Source organism: Duganella sp. S19_KUP01_CR8 (assembly GCF_036688705.1).
In the GTDB taxonomy this organism is placed as follows: domain Bacteria; phylum Pseudomonadota; class Gammaproteobacteria; order Burkholderiales; family Burkholderiaceae_D; genus Rugamonas.
Window position 1 is genome coordinate 120,567 of the sequence record NZ_JAQQPR010000004.1, and the last position, 18,495, is coordinate 139,061.

General features: G+C 66.4%; 6 protein-coding genes. All 6 read right to left on the minus strand.

Annotated elements, in window-relative coordinates; genetic code table 11:
• Positions 1 to 124 precede the first annotated feature (124 nt).
• The 6 genes from V6M89_RS05725 to V6M89_RS05750 all read right to left on the minus strand — a co-directional run bounded on the left by V6M89_RS05725 (position 125) and on the right by V6M89_RS05750 (position 18,237).
• Complete coding sequence (locus V6M89_RS05725; RefSeq protein WP_332852290.1) at positions 125 to 11,326, minus strand: hypothetical protein; 11,202 nt, start codon at positions 11,324 to 11,326, stop codon at positions 125 to 127.
• A gap of 12 nt (positions 11,327 to 11,338) precedes the next feature.
• Positions 11,339 to 12,541, minus strand: coding sequence for an endonuclease/exonuclease/phosphatase family protein (locus V6M89_RS05730; RefSeq protein WP_332852291.1), 1,203 nt, complete (start codon positions 12,539 to 12,541; stop codon positions 11,339 to 11,341).
• A complete protein-coding gene (locus V6M89_RS05735; protein ID WP_332852292.1) occupies positions 12,538 to 15,972 on the minus strand; it encodes a hypothetical protein in 3,435 nt (1,144 codons plus the stop codon). Before V6M89_RS05735 ends, V6M89_RS05730 begins: the two co-directional genes overlap by 4 nt.
• A gap of 8 nt (positions 15,973 to 15,980) precedes the next feature.
• Positions 15,981 to 17,210 carry a hypothetical protein gene (locus tag V6M89_RS05740; protein WP_332852293.1) on the minus strand — a complete coding sequence of 410 codons (1,230 nt, stop codon included), beginning with the start codon at positions 17,208 to 17,210 and terminating at the stop codon, positions 15,981 to 15,983.
• 107 nt (positions 17,211 to 17,317) lie between these two features.
• Entirely contained in the window at positions 17,318 to 17,803 is a 486-nt protein-coding gene (locus V6M89_RS05745; RefSeq protein WP_332852294.1) for a hypothetical protein, read from the minus strand.
• Between the two features lie 17 nt (positions 17,804 to 17,820).
• Positions 17,821 to 18,237 (minus strand): hypothetical protein, encoded by a 417-nt coding sequence (locus V6M89_RS05750; protein ID WP_332852295.1) that lies wholly within the window; start codon positions 18,235 to 18,237, stop codon positions 17,821 to 17,823.
• Positions 18,238 to 18,495: the final 258 nt, after the last annotated feature.

Genomic DNA, 18,495 nt, shown 5'->3' on the forward strand with positions numbered 1-18,495 from the left:
GCGCACGGTCATCCGGGTGGGGCAGGGACGCGGTCATCGGCGAGTGTTCTTATAATAGCAATGATTCCATGCTATCACGATTTTCCAGCCGCAATTAACTAACTTTTTCCCGTTGTATTTGCTGTCATGAAGACAGCCAATACCGCACCGCCCGCAGCTCCAGCAAAGGCTTCACGTCGCCGCCGTCCGTCCTGGAAAAGAGCGCGATCTCAAAATTCACTGCCGCGTTCTGGTGGGATGGCTGCGTGTTTTTGTCCCATTCAATCACGAAGCCAGTCAGTTGGCCGGCGAACTCCGCGATGCCCACGCCGGTGGCGCCGTCGCCGTTGATGATCAATTCAATGGCGGGTATCAGCGCGACGGGGATGGCGGTGCTGAGTCCAGCGGACGCCGCCTGGACGGCATCGTGCGCGGCACTGTCGCCGGGCGCGCCCGTCAGCAGATAGCTGAAGGCGGCCGCCACGCGCAGCACGCAAGTGGCGCCGGCGGGGGCCTGGCTGCGCGCGAGCAGCGTGGCGAGGAACCCGCCCAGCGCACCCTCAAGGCCATGGAGCTCGCCCCTGCCGATGCTGTAGTCGTCCGCAAAGTCCAATAGCGGCACCAGGGTGGAGGCGAAGCTGGTGTAGGGGGTGGCATATACGAACAGCGGGCTGACCTGGGCGCCGCTGACCAGATCCGCGTTTCGTTCCACCGCCACGCTGGTGCTCAGCTGCTGCACCATCACCACATCCATGCCGGCCAGGCTGACCTGGTAGCGCAAGGTCTTGCCCCTTGGGGTGTCCGGCGGATAGTTGTAGTTTGCCTTGTCACCGCTGGCGGAGGTAAAGGCCAGCGCCTGCCAGCCCAGGCCCGCGCCACGGTCGACGGCAAGCATCGGCCATAAGCTCGCGGTATTGTTGCGGTCCGCGCCAAGCTGCAACCGGGTCAGGTCGCCATCGCCCGGGGCGGGCTGCAGCGTGTAGGCGTAGCTGCCCGGGGCGATCTCGTCGCCGTCGGCTTGCCGGGCCAGGCTCAGCAGCGGTTTGGGAACCACGGCATCGGCCGGCCAGGCGGCCGCCACGGCGGAGGCCATGTCGGCGAAGGCTTGCACCGCCTGCGTGGTCACCGGGCTGGCGGCGCTGCCGGCGGTGCGCTGGGTCAGCTGGGCAAGGTCGGGCTGCAGCGCCGGATAGGTGGCAATGAACTGCGCCAGCGCCGCAAACAAGGGAGAGCCGCCATCGAGTGTGGTCAGGGCATGCTGACGGCTCAGGTGGCCGCTGGCGAACGGCACGCCCACTTCCAGCAGCAGGCGGCCGCTGTCCTGGTCGGCATCCTGATGGCTGTAGCTGGCGGCGGCGTCCCAGCGCGTCAGTTGCGTGACGGCAGGGCGATCCGGGTAGCTGGCGGTGGCGGCCTGTGCCTCCAGCGTCGGCGGCAGCGGATAGCAGCGCAGCGGTACCGGCAGCGTCAGCGTATCGATGCGGCCGCGGCCGTCGTCCAGCGGATGTATCAGCGTCAGCCAGCTGGAGGACTGATAGCCGTCCTCGTCCGGTGGGCCGCTGGGCACTTCGATTTCCGCCACGCTGTAGTCCAGATCCGCGACGAAATTGCGCTGGCTGGCGGGCGATTGCACGCTCAGCAGGAAAGTGGCCAGGGCCGGCGCCGCCGGACTGGTCCGGGCCAGCACCACCTTGCCATTCGACAGCGAGGCATTGCGTATCGGCTGGCTGCCATGCGGCTGGCTCAGCTTGGGCCGCCCCGACAGGCGGGGCGCCGTGACCGGGTCGTCATAGGGCGCGCCGACGTCGACCACCGCTTGTATCAGGCTGGATACGCTGTAGGCGCTGGCGAGCGAGACCTGCAGCGATTGCCGCAGCGCGGCGATGGCGGCGCTGCGGCGCGGGTCGGTCTCGCCATATTCGCCCGGGCCGCCGCCGTCGAGCACATATTGGGTGCGACCGGCGATAGCGGCCGCCAGCGTGCCTTTGGCGGCGATGACGGCTTGCAGGGCGCCGGCGTTTTCCTCGTGGGCCGGCAGGGCGTAGACGGGAGACAGCAGCATGTCCATGGCGGACAGGAATTGGCTGCCCCAATTATCCAGATCGATGCCGGCAAACATCTGCGGCTGCGCGGCGCCGTCCAGTCCCTGGCCCGAGACGTAGGGCCGGACGGCGGCGCTGCCCGATACCAACGAGGTCGACAGTGGAGGCAAGGCGAAGGAGCGTACCTGGTCGGCGCCCTCGAAACGGTAGTCGATTTGGGCGGCGCCGGGGTAGCCGAAATTGACCAGCCACAAGCGCTTTTCGCTGCCCGCCGCGCTGCCGGTCGAGCCGTCGCCGGTCGCCAGGCGCACGCCGGGCAGGGCCGCTTCGACACGGGTGGCGAAGTCGCCCAGCGACAATACTTCGCCACCGGCGGCGGTCTGCGGCGGCACCTCGAACTGGCTGCAGCCCACGCTGGCGGTCGCCTGGAAATCGGCGGCGATCCAGTCCGGCTGGCGGGTTTCCCGCAGACTGACGCTCAGTTCGCTGATGGCGGCGCTGAAGCCGGGCTTGACGCTCAAGCCGGTGCTGCAGGCGATGGCGAACGGCAGTATCAGGCTGTCCTTGGCAAGCAGGGGCAGATCGGCCACGGCCAGCGCCAGCGCGGCCAGCGATGGCGCCGGCCTGCCTGGCCGGGTGCAGCGCCGCAGCAGGGCGTTGAAGGTATCGTTGGCCTGGGTATGCAGGCTGATGCCGTCGAAGCTGAGAGCGACCCCGGCCGCAAGGAAGCCCAGCACGGCCGCGTTGCCGCGCGCCACCTGGACGGCATCCGGCGTCCCATCCGCGTTCACCAGGCCGTAGCGCAGCGCGATCGCGAGCAGGCTGTCGCCTTCCAGCACCACCATGGGTGGGCACAGCCACAGGCCGCCGGGGCGCACCAGCGCGGGCGTGTCGGCATTGTCCCGCGCCAGGCTGGCCGGGGTGGCGCTGACCTGCTGGGCGGCGAAGGCGGCCACCAAGGTGGCGAAATTGCTGTCCGCTTCGGTGGTCACGGTCTTGCCGCTGGCGACGTCGCGCACCGTCGCCCCCGCCAGGAACAGGCCCGGCATGGCGACATTGAGCTCGCCTAGCGTGGCGGCACTGCGGCCGAGGAATTTGGCCGCCAGGCTGGCGATATCGTCGTCGCCGACCTGGGCACGGTAGGGGGCGTGGCGGTCGCCGCCCTGATTGCTCACCGTGGCGGGTATCATCATCGACGCCGTGGCGGCCAGCGGCGCCTGCTGATTCAATGCGGCCGGTTCGGCGCTTTGCAGGCCGTCATACAGGGCAAGGCCGAGGCTGGCGAGGCCGATGTTCTGGCCGGCGGCGAATTGCGCCAGCGTGATGCCGGCGCCCGGCGCCGGCACTGGTGTGCCGGCGCCGATATACAGCGAGGTGCCGGCCGCGTACAGGTTAGCCAGGCTGGCGTTCGCCGCCGCCAGGGTGGCGATGCCGAAGCCGAAAGCCTGCTCCAGTGAGCCGAGCGAGTCGCCCGGGGCGGGCACCAGATCGTCTATGGCCAGACCGGCCTCGGCTGCGAACAAGCCTGCCACGCCCTGGTTCGCCAGCGCCACTTCACCCAGCGTCACGCTCAGGCCCAGCGCCGCAAATTTTTGCGCGGCGCTGGTGAAGCTGTCGTCCTGGGTGGTGATGCCGATGCCGGCCACCGCCAGCGTCAGCCTGTCCGCCAGCGGCGCCAGCGGGTTGGACACCGCAATGCCGCTGACCGAACATTGGTGGTCGCGCGCGATATCGGCCAGGCTGTCGTGGCGCGATGGCGTGACGCGGCGTTGGGGCGCGGCGAGGTCGATGGCGGTGCTGAGCGCCGCCCATGGGTTTTGCCTGGCGAGGATGACGGGGTCCAGCTGCCAGGCGGCGGCGATGTTGTCGAGGCTGTCGCCGGCCACGCTGGTGTGGAGCGCCGGCACGTTCAATTGCGCCTGCCCCAATAGCTGGGAGTACAGCGCATCGCCATTGCCCGCCAACAGCTCCGCCAGCGCGACGCCATAGCGCGCGGCCAGCGTGCCCAGTGTGGTGCCGGCGTGGTCGGCCCGCCATACCTCCGCCGTGGTCGCAGACAAGGCGTCCAGCACCACCCAGGCGCTGTTGACGAACTCACGGAAGGGATGCGGCTGCAGCGTCCGGTAAGCGGGCTGGCCTTGCGCGTCCGGGGCCAGCGAGCAGGCGAGGCTGAAGCCGATGTCCGGCTGCGCCAGTTGGTAATACGCGCGCAGATAAGTGAGCTTGTCGGTGGCGACGTGCTGGGCTGCAAGCGCGCTCGCCAGCGTCGCACTGCCGAGGTATTTGTCCAGCTGCAGGCTCAGCTCCAGGGTCAGCTGCGGCGCGGCCGTGCCGTCGCCCGCCAGCGTGTAGGCGGTGGCGCTGGATGGCCATTGTCCCGGCCCCACCAGGTCGTCGAAATAGCGCACCGGCTGGGTCAGCACGCCGCCGCCCGGCAGCGGCAGGGCGTTGCCGTAGGGGTCGTGAAAATCCAGTTCCATGCTCACTTGAGCGGCCGGGCCCACGCCGGCGTACGGACTTTGGGCCGCCTCCGGCAAGGCCGGGCTGGCAGCGCCCATGCCGGCGGCGGCGAACGGCGCGCACGCGATCGCCTGGTGGTAATCCCAGACCGGGTTGGCGCTGTCGGACGGCGCCAGCGCGCCGTCTTCCGTGGGGCGGCTTTGCGTCGGGCCGGTGGGCACGCCTTCGCTGCTGCGCAGGAAATCGGCGCGCCCGCCGGCGGCGACCACGATGCGATTGCCGGCCATGTGGTAAAGCTCTTCCAGCATGCCGGCGCCATCCATGGCGTTGAGCGCCAGGCGATTGCCCGGATCCGGATTGCGGCGGCTCAGCTCGTACCCGGCGCTGCCGGCGGGAATGGCGGCGGTCCGCACCAGCGCATCGGCATGGAACTGCACCAAGCCGGTCGGCGCCAGCAGCGCCGCCGTGGCGTTGGCACCGTACGCCGCCAATCCGGCCGGCGACAGGCTGTAGCGGGCCGCGAGGCTGGCCAGCGTATCCTGCAGGGCCACGGCCACGGTCCGGCTGCCGCCTTTTCCGTCGGGCACCTGCAGGCTGGCGCCGGGCCGCAACAGTTGCGGCACGTCGGCGTTCAGGGTGGCGACGGCGGCGGCGTCGAGCGGCAGGCCGAAGGTCGCCAGCGCATAGGCGGCGGCGTCCGCAAGGCTGCTGGGCTGGCCGACCAGCCAGGTGGGTGATTGCACGAACACATTGCTGTCGGCGGCGTCGATATTGTCCGCCACGATGGCGCAGTTGTTGAACGGTAAAATCGGCGCATGGGCTTTGTTCTGGCTGTCCAGCACCACCAGCAGGGTCAGCTCGGCCGTGGTGCCGTTGCTGAACAGTCTGGCGGGCAGGCCCTGGCCGCCGTTCGCGTTGATATAGCGCAGATAGTAGCCGCCGCTGCGGACGATCGAGCCGTCGCGCACCAGCCGCAGGAAGGCTGCGGCGTTGCCGATCGGGGCGACATGCAAGTCTTCACCGGTCGCGCTGTCGCGCAAGGCGGCGGCGCGGCTGAAGCGGAGCTGGTTGCCGCTGTGGCTCAGGGTGGAAAGATTGGTTTGCATGAGCACCGTTTGCGCCGTCAACTGGTCGGACAGCAGCCCCCCGCCCGCCGCGAGGCCAGGCGCATACAGCAGGTACAAGGTGGCATCGTCATGCCGCAGCTGGCTGTCCAGCGCGTCCAGCAAGGCGATGCCGTGGTCGTCGGTGCCGAGCATGCCGACGATGGTGGCCGCGGCCGGCGTGGCCGCTTCGTCGGCGGGCAATTGCTGCACGCTGAAGCGCAGCTGGGTGGCCCAGGCGTAGGCCCGCGCCGGCTTGACCGTCATGCCGCCCGCGTTCTGGTGGGTGGCGATGGCGACCGAGCAGGGCATCTGGTTGCCGCTGTCCTGGTTGAGGCGGCTGATCAACTGGTCGGGGAACAGCCACAGGTCCGGGTTGCCGGCCACGTTGCCGATGTTGGTCGGGTTGTAGATCGCTTGCGCGGACAGCAGGGCAGGTTGCCATGCGATGTGTTTTTGCAGCGTGTAGCGGTCCGCCGCCAGCCGGAACGGCGGCAGCGCGGCCAACTCGACCACCGGCGCGAAGCTGGCCGCCTTCAGTTGATTGATCACGGCGACCGATTCGCTGCCGAGGCCGAAGCTGAGGGCCTGCGGCAGGTCGAACCACGGCGCGGCGGCGCTGAGTTCGAAAGCGATGGTGTAGCCGGCCGGCGGCGGCGCGGCGATGCCCAGTTGCTGGCCAGTCAGCACATACAGCGGCAGCGTGGCGATCGCGCCCAGTTTGCGCGGGTCGCGCATGTCCGCCAGCGTCAGCTTGCGGAAATCGGCGTCGTTCGGGTCGGGCAGGCGCAAGCCGGCCAGCATGAAGCGCGAAGCCATCGGCGCGATGGTTTTCCAGTGCGTGGCGGCGAGGCCCTGAGTGAGCGCATCCAGCGTCATTTCGGCGATGTTGCCGACGGCCGGGCTGGCGCCGGCGGCGAAAATCGCCGTCGTATCGGCCGCCTCCAGCACCTGCTCGAGCGCAGCCAGCGCCAGGTTGAACTGGGCGGCGATGCCACCGAAGGTATCGCCGGCGCGCAGCGCGTAGTTGAGCGGCGGCAGCGCCAGCAGGCCGTGGGGGGCCAGCAGATTGATCGTTTCCGGCAGCGCCAGCAGGTTGTCGCAGATATTGCCGGTGCCGGTCAGCAGCCTTGCCGCCAGCGAGGCTATGCTTTCACCGGCTTCCAGCGCATGCGCCACAGGCGGCAGCGCCAACAGCGTGGCGGCAGGCTGGGCGAGGTCGGGGTCGGTGACCGCGAGGGCGTTGTTGGACAGCGTCCAGTCGATCAGGCCGTGCAGGTCCACCAGCGTATTTTGTATCGCCAGCGAGGTGGCGGCGATGCGGATCAGGTTGTCGCCCGCCACCGTCGCGTAATTGCTGAACGCGGCCGACGCCGGCAGGCTGACCTGCGGGTGCAGGGCCGGGTCGATCGGGCTGTTCAGCGCTGCGATCGGGTCGGCGCCGGCCGGGAACAAGGCCGCGTTGGCCGGCAGCGCCAGGATGGCCTGGGCCAGCGTCTGCAAGCCGGTGTAGCCCTGCACCACGGTGGCGGGCAGGGTGCGCACGGCCAGCCGGGCCAGGATCAGGTTCAGGCTTTCTCCGGCCAGCGTGGTCCAGTGCAGGCCGCTGAAGTCGACCGCGGTGCCGGTGTTGAACAGCCCGGCGGCATGCTGATTGTGCTGGGCGATCTGCAGCGCGCTGATCTGGGCATCTGGCGGCAATACCGCGTTGAAGCTGGCGGCGATGCCGGCGAAGCGCTCGCCCAGCTTGATCTGGTGCCGCACCTCGTCCAGCACCAGGCTGGCGCCGGTGCGCAGGATGGCGCGTTCGCGGTTGGGCAACACCACGGCGGCGGCAGGCAGTTGCGCGGCTCCCAGCTGGGTGCGGATGTCGGCCAGGCTGAACGCCACGGCGCGATCGGCATAGCTGAACGCGAAGCTCTCCATGCAGTCGCCGCTGGCTTTTATCGCCGCGCGCAACTGCATGGCGACATATTGCTCGAATACCACCTGGGCTATCGGCCTGGGCTGCTGGTCCAGGCCTGCGTTCGCCGCCTGGGGCGGGGCGTCATCCTTGCCCGCCACGAATTGCTGGTAATTGACCGCCATTAGTTCGAAATAAGCCTGCATCTTGTCCAGGCTCAGCTCATCGAGCTGGTTGAACCGGGCGAAGTCCACCGCCACACCGCCCGCCGTCATTTTCAATACCGGCGGCATGGGGAACAGGCTGACACCGGTGTCGCCGTTGCCGCTGGTGGCGGGCGCGCTCAGCGCGAAGCGGAAATTGCGGTCGAGGAAGTCCTTCAGGTACAGCTGGTAGTCCACGGCGGAAGCCAGCGCGTCGGTGTCGGCAAAGGCCCGGCTCAACAAGGCGATGTCTTCCGCATCCACCTGGTTGTCGCTGGTCGATTTTCCCAGGCTGGCGCGGGCGTTGAGTATCGCCCAGCGGGTCAGCCCTTCGAGCACGTCGGCGATGCCGGGCCGGCTGTCCGCGCCCGGCGCCACGTGCGCGGCCAGCGAGGCGGCGCGGCCGTCGATACCGTTTTCTATGCCCAGCAACAAGACGCCGGCCACCTCGCCGTCCGCCTTGGTGAAGGCGGGCATGGCGTGCAGCGTCAGCGCGCGCGGCTGGTCGAACACGGTGCGGGCCTGCCATTGCAGGCTGACCTCGCCAAGCGCCAGGCGCAGGTTCATCAAGGCCAGGCGCTCAAGGCGGCCCAGGCGGGCGTAGACCCGCTGTTGGCTGGCATGCACGCTGCCGCGTTGCGCGAACAGCCGGCGCTCACTGCCATTGGCCGGCTGGGCAACGATCCACGGCGTCGGCGTGGCATTGCCTATGGTGAAGGCGGCGCTGATGGTGGTGGAGAAGGAGCAGTGGATGGTGAAGAAGACGATTTTTACGCTGACCTCCACCGACACGCCCACCGACATGGAAATATGGATGGGCTGGTGCGCCTCGATCAGCAAGGTGATGCAGGCATAGGCGGTGACCGACAGGCTGGCCTGGATGATCGCGAAATCGATGCTGCCGTACAGCCGTCCGGTGATCGCCACCGTGCCCTGCAGCCAATAGTATTCGCCCTTGGGCGTGGCGGCGTCGGTGGGATGGAACCAGCCGATGACGCCTTCCAGGATGCCGACCACGGTGACCGACAAGCCGCCGGAGAGTATGCCCTCGTCGATGGTCTTGCCCACCCCGACCGACAAGGCGATGCCGAATTCGATCACCGGGCTGAAGCGGCCATTGCTGATCTGCGGCACCCGGCTGGAGGTATCGCCGTCGAGCACGGCGAAATAGAAGCCGCCATAGCCGACGAAGGGGAATACCTGCAGGCAGAAGGAAGCGCTGAAATCCAGACCCTTGGGGAAGCCCAGGTCCACCCGGAAATTGCCATTGGTGTAGATGTCGATGATGACGACGGGCAGGGTCAGCGAGACCGCGCCGAATTCCAGATGGCGCATGGCGTCGGGCAGCTTCAGCTCGATATGGTAGACGCCGATGCTGTCGCTGACCTTGCGGTAGAGGATCTCGAACTTCAGCCCGCCAAAGCTCTTGGCGCGCTCGCCCGACAGGCCGATCAGAATGCCGTACAGCTTGGGATCGTTGAACACCACCGCCAGCCGCAGCGTTTCCATGATGGTGAAGTCGGCGCCCACCAGCCAGCTGCTGTCCTTGGCGAAGCGCAGGCCGTCGGGGCTGGTCAGGTTGGGCAGGTTGCCGCCGCCGGCCGGCAGCGCCAGCGCGCTCATCTTGTCGATGACGTCTTCCACATTGGTGGGCTGCCAGCTTGGATCGAAGCCCACATGCTGGCCGATGCCGGCATAGCGCAGGTCGGACAGTTTGTCGCCGGCGCCGGGCACGGCGGGCGGATTTTCGTTGATCGGGTCCCAGGCCAGCGGCGGATTGGACGAGCCGGCGCCAAAACCGACGCCGAGGAAGTTGCCGGAAATGACGATCCGGGTGGTGCTGGGGCCCTCGGCATTCTTCTGCCAGGTGAGACCCAGCTGCGTCAGGGTGAGGAAGCCGAGGTCGATGGTGTCGACATAGGCCAGCGACACGGTTTTCTTCGTGAGGTCCACCGTCAGGACGAAGGCGTCGAGGCTGATATCGAGCAGCCGGTCCCACGGCTCGCCCAAGGTGATATCGAGGGTCGGGTCGACCAGGTGGACCAGGTGCCCCAGCATGGTGCCCACCGTTTCGTCCACCAGGTGGATGGTCAGTACGCAGCCCACATCGGGATCGTTGCTCAGCGTCGCGTCGACCTCGGCGGCGATGGGGCCCAGGCTGATCTGGCCGTTCAGCGTGCCGGTGTACAGCTTCTCCGGACCGGAGGCGTCGACCAGCACGCCGATCGACATCCCCCTGAGGGTCAGTATCTGCGCGCCGAACAGCGCAATGCCGGCGTTGGCGACAAAGCCTATGGCCAACGTCCTGGCGGCCTTGTCGATCTCGATGTTGAAATCGCTGACGGCGATGCTCAGCAGCTCTTCCGGCACGCTGACCGCGCCCGCGCCAAACAGCTTGTCGACCGCTTGCCTGGCCGTCAGCCTGATCGGCGCGCCGCTCTGGGTGCCGCTGATATGCAGCTCCGGCAGCGTGACGGTGACGTCGAACTGCATCTTGCCGTCGTAATTGAAGCCGGCGTGCAGTTGCAGGGTTTGCAGCGCGTGCCGGCCGAGGAACTGCACGTCCCAGTTGGCATCAAGCGTCAGCTGATAGGCGTCGCTCCACAGCTTCCAGGGTTTGAGCGTGCCGACGCTCAGGTTGAGCGAGGTCACCTTGCCGCTGCTGCCGAAGCACATGCTATAGCCCAGCAGGCCGAAGGTGTCGAAATAGGGCTTCAGCTCGGCGGCCGGGCCGGCAAAAAAACTATCCCAGCTTTGGCCGGCGACCAGCGATCCCAGATTGCCCAGGCTGGTGGTGAACTTTTTCGGCAGCACCGCCAGCTGCAGCGGCGCGCCGGCGCCGATCAGCGGCATGCTGCTGATGATGTCCAGCTGCACCTGGGTGCCGCCGGCGGCGCCGAAATCCGCCTCGGCGGCCAGGTAGAGCCGCACCAGTGTGTCGCTGACGCCGTTGGCGTCGTTGGCGCGCGCGTAGCTGACGCCCACCCGGGGACTTTGCAGGGTGATGATGTTGTCTATGCCAAAGCTGGCCAGGCCCAGGCCGGCCTCCAGTGTAAAGCCGAGCTTGCCTTGCTTGTCCCGCAACAGGTCGCCGTGCAGCGCGAACTTGCCGCTCAAACTCATCAACGTGGCGAGCGCCTGGAATATCCCATCCAGCGCAAGCTGCCCGGAAAAACCCAGGCCCTTGGACTGGGCGGTGGCGAACCCCAGCCGTGGTTCGACGAGGTTCAGGTCGTCATAGGGTTGACCGGTCAGCTCAACGAAGCTGTCGCTGAACACCCAAGGCAAACTGGCGCCGCCGGCGTTGCGACGGGTCTGTATGGCCAGGCTCAGGTCCAGCGTCTCGCCGACGGCGAAGGCCAGCTCCACCTGGCGTTGGTCCAGGCGCAGAAAGCCGTCATCGCCGGCCGGCACCGCGGCGGCCACCGTGAATCCGGCGGCGGGCGGCTGCGCCGGAACGCTGGCGGGATCGATCAACAGCAGCAGCGTGCCCGATGCGCGCAGCAAATCACGCGCGACCAGGGCGTCCAGCCCGGTGGTCTGCAGCGTCTGGTCGTTCAGGCTGATCAGGCCGTCGTTGTCTTGCGCCTGGCTGCGCAGCAGGTCCGCCAGTGCCTGGGACGTCATCATCGCCATTGTTCGCTCCGGTTATACAGTGACAAGAATCGGCAGATGGTCGCTGGTGCCGTCGCCGGGCTCCTCAGCGGTTGGCGCAGTGCGGCGTGGCTGGGCGATGTGCCCGTAATTCCAGCGTTGGCGGAATAGATCCAGCGTCATGTTGGTGGCATCGGTCGGGTCGACCCCTCGCTGCATTTGCGTCAACAACTCGATGGCGCGATATTGTTCCAGCGTGGTGCTCATATGTACCGAAAACGGCGGAGTAGGGGTGCCGGCCACCCGGTTGACCACCTCGACGGCAGGTTGGAAAGTGCCGGGGATACGGGCGTTCGCGCCATAACCGACAAAGGCATAGTCGAGCGACAGTGCGCGCTGATAGTTTGTCCAGTTGGCTGCGGGTCTTTCACAGAGCAGCGTTCCCGGATAGGCCCCGGACACCTGCGGCGGCCGGACCACACGAAGGTCCGTCAACAGCGCGAAGGCGCTCAGGGTGGCCTGCTCAGCGGTATTGGTGCTATTGAGATCCAGATTGAAATCACCTGTCAGCACAGATATTTCATTGTCATTCGGGGCCAACTCATTAACGCCCAGCATCCTGGCGCAAGCGTCCCTTGCGGTACTCGGGGAGGTATGCATGGCGAATACCTTGAGGTGCCGGTGGGTGCCGCCCCGCTCCCTGAAAGTGCAGAGGAAGGGACGGCGGTTTGCCTCGGCCGGAAAATGGATTTCGCCGGTTGCGGAATAAAAGCTGGCTTGGCCCGAAGCGGTTACATCGTCGGGCACCAAACGGTTCCATGGCTCAGGGTAGGCGGCCGCTACGGTGTGTTCTCCAGGCGCCCTGGCCCCAGCGGCGGTCCAGACCCACGGGCCGGTGAATTCCAGCACCTCATTGCGCCAGAACACGCCGACGCATTCGGTGTAGGTATTGGAGGAATGTATGTCCCTCGCGTTCAACCGTAAAGGCGGCACCAGATTCCAGCTGGTTGAACCGAATTTGCCCAGCATCTTGGCATACAGCTTTACCAGGCCTATCGGCCCATTGCCACGCGCCAGGCCGCCCACGTCGCCCTGGTTGGAGCGCGGTTCGATCACCACGAAAATGTCGGGCGCGGCCTGTTGTATGGTGCTCAGTATATAGGCGAGATTGGCTTCCACCCGGTCCAGGTCGTTTTGCGCCGTGGTGGAAATGCGTGCGCTGGTAAAAAATTGGATGTTCCACACTAGTATTTTCATGAAGGCTCCCGGTCCGGCAGGCGACGGGTCCGCATGCGGGCGCCGCGCAGGGCGGCGAAGCTGGCCCTGTCCTTGCCGCCGCTGGGCTGTTGCGCCTGGTCCTTGGTGTAGGCGGCATACCAGCCAGGGCTGGCGTTGTGCTGGTCGTCCGGATTGCCGAACAGGGCCATGTCGATCTGGCCGCCGGGCGGGAAGCTCAGGCTGAGGAATTTCAGCGCCAGCGCGTTCAGCAACAAATAGTAGGTGGAGGCGCCATTGCGTCCCAAAACCAGGGCGCGGAAACCGAGGTCGAGCACGCCCTCGATGCTGATATTGCCCTTGCCGCCGTCGCTGCCCGGCAATTTCAGGCCGACAAACGTTGGGCTGCTGCCGCTCGATGGACTCCAGGCCGCCAGCAACTGCGCGACGAATCCTTCCCTGGCCGCCAGCGCTCCCAGTGTGCCCAGATCGAGGTCGAACACCAGGCCGTACCAGGGCAGCGACAGCGCGCTTTGCGTCAAGGGACTTTGCACCGACAAATAGCCCAGCTGGGGCGGCGCCGCGCCCTGGGTGGCTTGAATCAAGCCAGTCAGAGAGAGCGGGAAATGCTGGTACAGGCTGTCGCTGCGGGCGGTGCTGCGCGCCAGGTCGAAGCTGACGCGGCCGGCGTCGAAGACAAATTGATTGCTGCCGGCCACAGCGGGAGCGAACGCCATGCGGACCAACAACTTGCTGTAGCTGAGTCCGGCGATCTCCTGCGTCGTTTCGGCGCCGAACGAGAGCAGGTCCAGTTCGTCGAACTTGACGAAGTCCAGCAGGCCGGCCAGGGCGAAATAGGTGTGGGTGAGGCCGTCACCGGTATCCAATTCGGTCACAAACTGGGCGCTGGCGACCTGGATATTGCGCAGCACGCTACCCTCGGCCAGCGGGAACAGCATGGCCTGGTTTTGCGCGGTCTGGAACAAATAGCTGTCCACCACGGCGTTGCCGATGGTCTGTCTTTGCATGACGCCGAACAGCAACAGGTTGCGCCGCGCCGGCTCAAGCGCCACCGTATCGCCGAACAGCGTGTTGACGGCCAGCTCTATGCTGCTGGTGAAGGCGCTGATGGCCGAGTTCTGGAACAATACCTTGAGGCTATCCACCTGAAACTGGTAACTGCCGCCCAGCACGATTTGCGGAATATTGGGGGCGGCATAGTGGATCAGCGCGAACATCGACGACGGCTGCACCGTCATCTGCGGCCCCTGCTGAATCTTGGCGATATTGATGCCGATGTGGTGTCCATGGAAACGCGCCGGATCGATCCCCGCCGCCAGTCCGCGGCACTGCTGGGGCAACTCGCTCAATGGCACCGCCGCGTTAAGTATCAGTATGCCCTGCCACTGCGGGTCGCTGACCGCTTCCACAAAGGTCTTGAAATCCAGGTCGCCCTTGCCGCCGTCGTAGGCGCCGATGGCGGCGTCGATCAGCTTGCCGATGCGCCGGGCGGTGGCCTTGTCGTCGAGATTGAAGGGCGTTTGCGCCGGCTGAGCCCTGGACCAGGCGCCGGTATTGCTGGCCAGATCGAGCAGCGTCCCATTGGCGAACTTGAAGACCAGGGTGGTGCCCTGCAGGCCTGCCGGACCGGTCTGGGACCAGACGGCGGGGTCGAGATTGAAATTCCAGCCTTCGATACCGATGTGGTTGTTGCTGGCCCCCGCCGGCAGATAGGGACTCACGGCCGCCGGATTGCTGAGCACCAGGAACAGCTGGTTGGAAGCGAGCGCGGTGCGCAGGGCGGAACCGCTGGGCAGACCGCGCAAGGAAAAGCGCTGCTCATCGGCCATCATCGCCAGCACCAGCTCGCTCATCAGCGTCAGCGAGGTGTCGCTGAACCGGGCCAGCAAGCCCTGCGGCGTCACCCCGGACAGGGCGCCCGCGCTTGCCGCGCCGGGGGAGGCCTGCGCCGGCGGCGGCTTGCCGCCCAGCGCGGCGATCAGCGCGCGCCGGCCGGGGCTGAGCACCTTGCTTTCCAGTGCCTGGTAGAGATCGCTTTCATCGGCGCTGGCCGGCGCCACGCCACGGTAGGGAAACAGGGGCAGGGCATGGGCTGCCGCCACAGTGGCGGGCAGGGCGTTCGCCGCCACTTCCAGGTAGACCAGCGGCGCCAGGCCGCCGGCGGATGTCGGTTGAAACAGCACCGAGTGATCCGGCTGGGCGAAATAGGTGAGCGGCCCCGCTCCGTCCAGCCGGCTGGGCAGGGCCCAGGCCGTCGTCGCCGCCGCGGTCAATGAGGTGGCGGCGCGCTGCGCCGGGTCAAAGCCCTGGGCATATGCCGCTTGCCCGGTGAAATAGGACAGGGCATGGTCGCGGGCGGCATCCAGGCCGATGTATTCCACCCCGGACAAGCCGCACATCAAGCGCTCATTGGGCTGGCTGGTGGCCACCATGGGCGTGGCGGCGGTCGGCCCGTCACGCCGGCGCGGCGGCGGACCATCCACGCTCGCGGCGAAATCGCCTTTGGGAATCAAGGTGTAGAGATCGTCGGGCGAGGCGGACAGCGCGAGGGGACGGTCGGCGAACACCAGTCGGGCCGGCGTGGCCGAAGGGCCGCTGTCATCGCAGTAGGGCCGCAACGCCAGACGGTAGCCGGTCACGGTCACGTGATTCGATGCCAGCGCGCTCTGATCGGCGAAACGAAAATAGCTGCGCGATTCCGCCACGCTCCACGGTGCAAGGCAGGCGCTCAGCGCCATGCCCTGGCTTTCCTCAAAGAGCGGATAGCGCAGGGAGGTCAGGAGGCCGGCGTTATCGCCGGGCTGCCCATCCGGCGTCGGATAGTAGCTGCGCAGGCCGATATCCAGCAGGGCCTGGTCGCTCACGCCGCCGGTCCGGCCCAGCGTGAGGGCAAACCGCAGGCAGCCGGCGCTCTCGCCCGTCAACGGTATGCTGATGTCGCCAAGGCCGGTGAGCGTGCTGGCGCCAAAACCGGCGCTCAGGCTGATGGGATGGCGGCCGCTCTGTGCCAGGGTAAAGGCGGCATGCTGCAGATCGATGCCGAACCCGGTGCCGGAATCGACCATCAGCGCATAGTTTCGATAGCTGACGACCAGCGTACGCCCCGTCACGGCCGGATTGAGCGGCGAGGTGGACAGGACGTAGCCGGCCAGCATCCGCGCGGTGGGAACGCCGCTGTCGAACCAGGCGATACGCGGCGCCTGGAGGGCAGGGGAGACCAGAAAGGGCCAGGCGCCGTCGGCAAACAGGCGGTCCGCGCCGGCGGGCAGCGCGGTCTCCAGAAAGCAATAGCAGCCGGGCAGCGCCCAGCTCTCCGCCAGCGTCAGTTGTGCCGCCGCGGCGCCGCCCTGGGGCAACAGGAACCAGCACACCACGGTGCCGGCGCTGGGCGCCTCGGCGGTGGCGGAGGCGGCGTACAGCTCGGGAACGGCGGTGGAGCGGAAGAAGCGCATGCTCGGGCTCATGGTATCGGAAGATTCAACAGCAGCGCGTCGCCGGGCAACAGCGGCAGATTCAATACACGCAAGTCGGTGATGCTGGCGGTCTGGGGCGCGAAGCTGATCTGCACGCCGCTCAGCGAACCCTGGTTGCTGGGCGAATAGACCATGCGATACAGCACGGTGACGTTGCGCGCATCATTGGTGGACAGCGGCTTCCAGGCGCCGAAGCGCTCCAGCAGATGGTTCACGGTCGTACCCAGCGGCACATACAAGGGCGTCAGGTTGCCGGTTGATGGTCCCAGCCACACGCAGATCTCCGGCACCACCAGGTCGCGGCCAAAAAACAGCTGGGTGGCGGCAGGGCTGTGATACAGGTCAGCCAGGGTGTTGGCCGCCAACAGCTGGATATTTTGTTGCGCCGTCAAGTTGCCGGCGTTGTTGGCGGCAATCACATTCTGCGGGTAGATCAGGCGGTGGTAGCGATAGGCGCTGCCCGCCAGTTGCAGATCGATCAGGCTGTTGATGGGGACTGGCGCGGCGGGCGGCGGGGTGATCTGCGGCCCGGCGATCGCGCCAAGAAAGGCGTCAAACTGCTGCAACGGCGCCTGGCCGGCGTTGCCGCTGACGTTCCAGCTCAGCGTGCCGCTGGCAACGTAGGCGGAGAAACCTTGATTGGGCGGCGCCAGGTATTGCCGGGCCGACGGCTCGCTGCGCAGGCGCATGCCGGGCTGGAGATTGACCGCCGGCGCCGCGCCGGTGCCGATGCCGGTCTCCAGGCCGCAGGCGTACAACAGCGTTTCCGCTATCGGCAACGGCAAGATCTGCGTGAACGCCGCGGCGATCATGGCGCTGGCGCCGGCGATCAATGCCGGTGTGCCGTTCTGCTCGAACTGCAGTTCGATTTGCTGTATCAGGGTCAGGAAATTGGCGCGCAAGGCATTGCGGGCGGACGCGCCGGTGCTCCAGGCATGCTTGCCGGTGACCTGCAGGCCGATGCTCACATTCTGCGGCGTCGGGCTGCCGCTGTACACGGCGGCGATGCTGAAGTCGTCATTGGAAAGCTGCTTAAGCGCCGCAAGGTTGCCGTTGCCGGTGTAGAGGAAGGGCAGCTTGAGCGGCTGTTGCGGCGTGGCGCCGTTGGCGACCGCATTCGGGGGCAGCAGCCAGGTCTGGGTCACAGTGGGCTGGTCCGGGCCTACATAGCCAGTGTAGACGAGATACTGGTTTGGCAAGATCGGTGGGGCCATCATCGTACGCACTCCTCGCGTTGGACCAGTCATTGATGTCACAGGAAACAGCCGAAGAACGGATCGGGCAGGCCGCCTGATCCGTGCTGAGGCAAATGGCAGGCGCCGCGTCAGACGGTGGAGATAAATGGATCCCAGGTGACGTAGTAGTTGGTTGGCCGCAGGCCACCGGTTTGCACCAGGATCTGGATCTGATAGGTCATCGACGGGCCGGCGTTGACGGCCTGTCCCACCCAGTAGCTGTTGTCGGCGGAGGCGCTGATCGGGTAGCCTTGGCTGCCGAATACCGAGCCTGAGGAAATGTTGAACCCGGTAATGCTGACCGTGTCCTTGGTGTTGGGATTGATAGGCACCACATCGAAGCCAATCAGGTCGCCCAGATTGACGCGCGATTGCAATTCCAGGCTACCTTCGCCGCCGCTGCCATTGGTCAGGCGGTTGTCGAACATGTAGATGCCCGAATTGACCGAGCCGCCGCCCTGTGCAACGACATAGGCGGTATCGACGGCGATGGTGATCGCCGTTTGCGGGTTGTAGCTGGGCGCAGCGGATTCGATGCGGACTTGGGCCGTACCCTTGTTGACGTGCTCACTCATGATATTACCTCCTTGGTTTAGGCGCTCACATTGACAGAGGGGTTCAGCTTGACGGTAAAGCCCGATCCGCCCGGCACCTGAACAGTGACGCCCAGCGAGTATGAATTGTTGCCGGCGTTTTGCATCGTGCCGGTGAAGGCCGCGGTGTTATCCGGCGCCATTTGCGGCTGGCCGCTGGGACCCCATGCGTCCGAGTTGCCGATCGATTGGATCTGCACGGTGGACTTGGACTTCGGGTTGATCAGGAATACTTGCCAGCAGACGTTGCTGTTCTTGGACGTGGCCGTGCTGAGGTTGGCGGAACCTTCGTTCTGGCTGCCATAGTTGACGCGGTTGTCGACCAGATACACGCCGGTCGGATTGTTCAATGTGACGGCGTTGTCGTCCACCCAGATCTGGATCTGTACGGGACAATCAGTGGTTGCAATTCCCATGTTGTGCTCCTAACTCGTTGCGATTAAAAGAGGCAACTCCCTGCGGTCAGGCAGGGCGCGCCGTCTGAGCGTATCGGCCGCATAGGCGAAATGTCCTGGCAGCCGGTCAAGCCGGATCGCCGCAGGTCAGATTGAAAATGGACCGTCCTGTGTCGGAGTTTTGGAGAGGCTGGCTCGCTGGAGCCCGGCTTTCCAGCCGACCTCTGCACTGTAAGTAGCGCCGGCCATGGGCACAAGTATCGTTACGGTAACTCGAAG

What these genes read in the sequence shown, in the direction of transcription:
- V6M89_RS05725 (WP_332852290.1), bottom strand. Translation starts at nt 11,326, where the DNA reads ATGGCGATGATGACGTCCCAGGCACTGGCGGACCTGCTGCGCAGCCAG.
- V6M89_RS05730 (WP_332852291.1), bottom strand. Translation starts at nt 12,541, where the DNA reads ATGAAAATACTAGTGTGGAACATCCAATTTTTTACCAGCGCACGCATT.
- V6M89_RS05735 (WP_332852292.1), bottom strand. Translation starts at nt 15,972, where the DNA reads ATGCGCTTCTTCCGCTCCACCGCCGTTCCCGAGCTGTACGCCGCCTCC.
- V6M89_RS05740 (WP_332852293.1), bottom strand. Translation starts at nt 17,210, where the DNA reads ATGATGGCCCCACCGATCTTGCCAAACCAGTATCTCGTCTACACTGGC.
- V6M89_RS05745 (WP_332852294.1), bottom strand. Translation starts at nt 17,803, where the DNA reads ATGAGTGAGCACGTCAACAAGGGTACGGCCCAAGTCCGCATCGAATCC.
- V6M89_RS05750 (WP_332852295.1), bottom strand. Translation starts at nt 18,237, where the DNA reads ATGGGAATTGCAACCACTGATTGTCCCGTACAGATCCAGATCTGGGTG.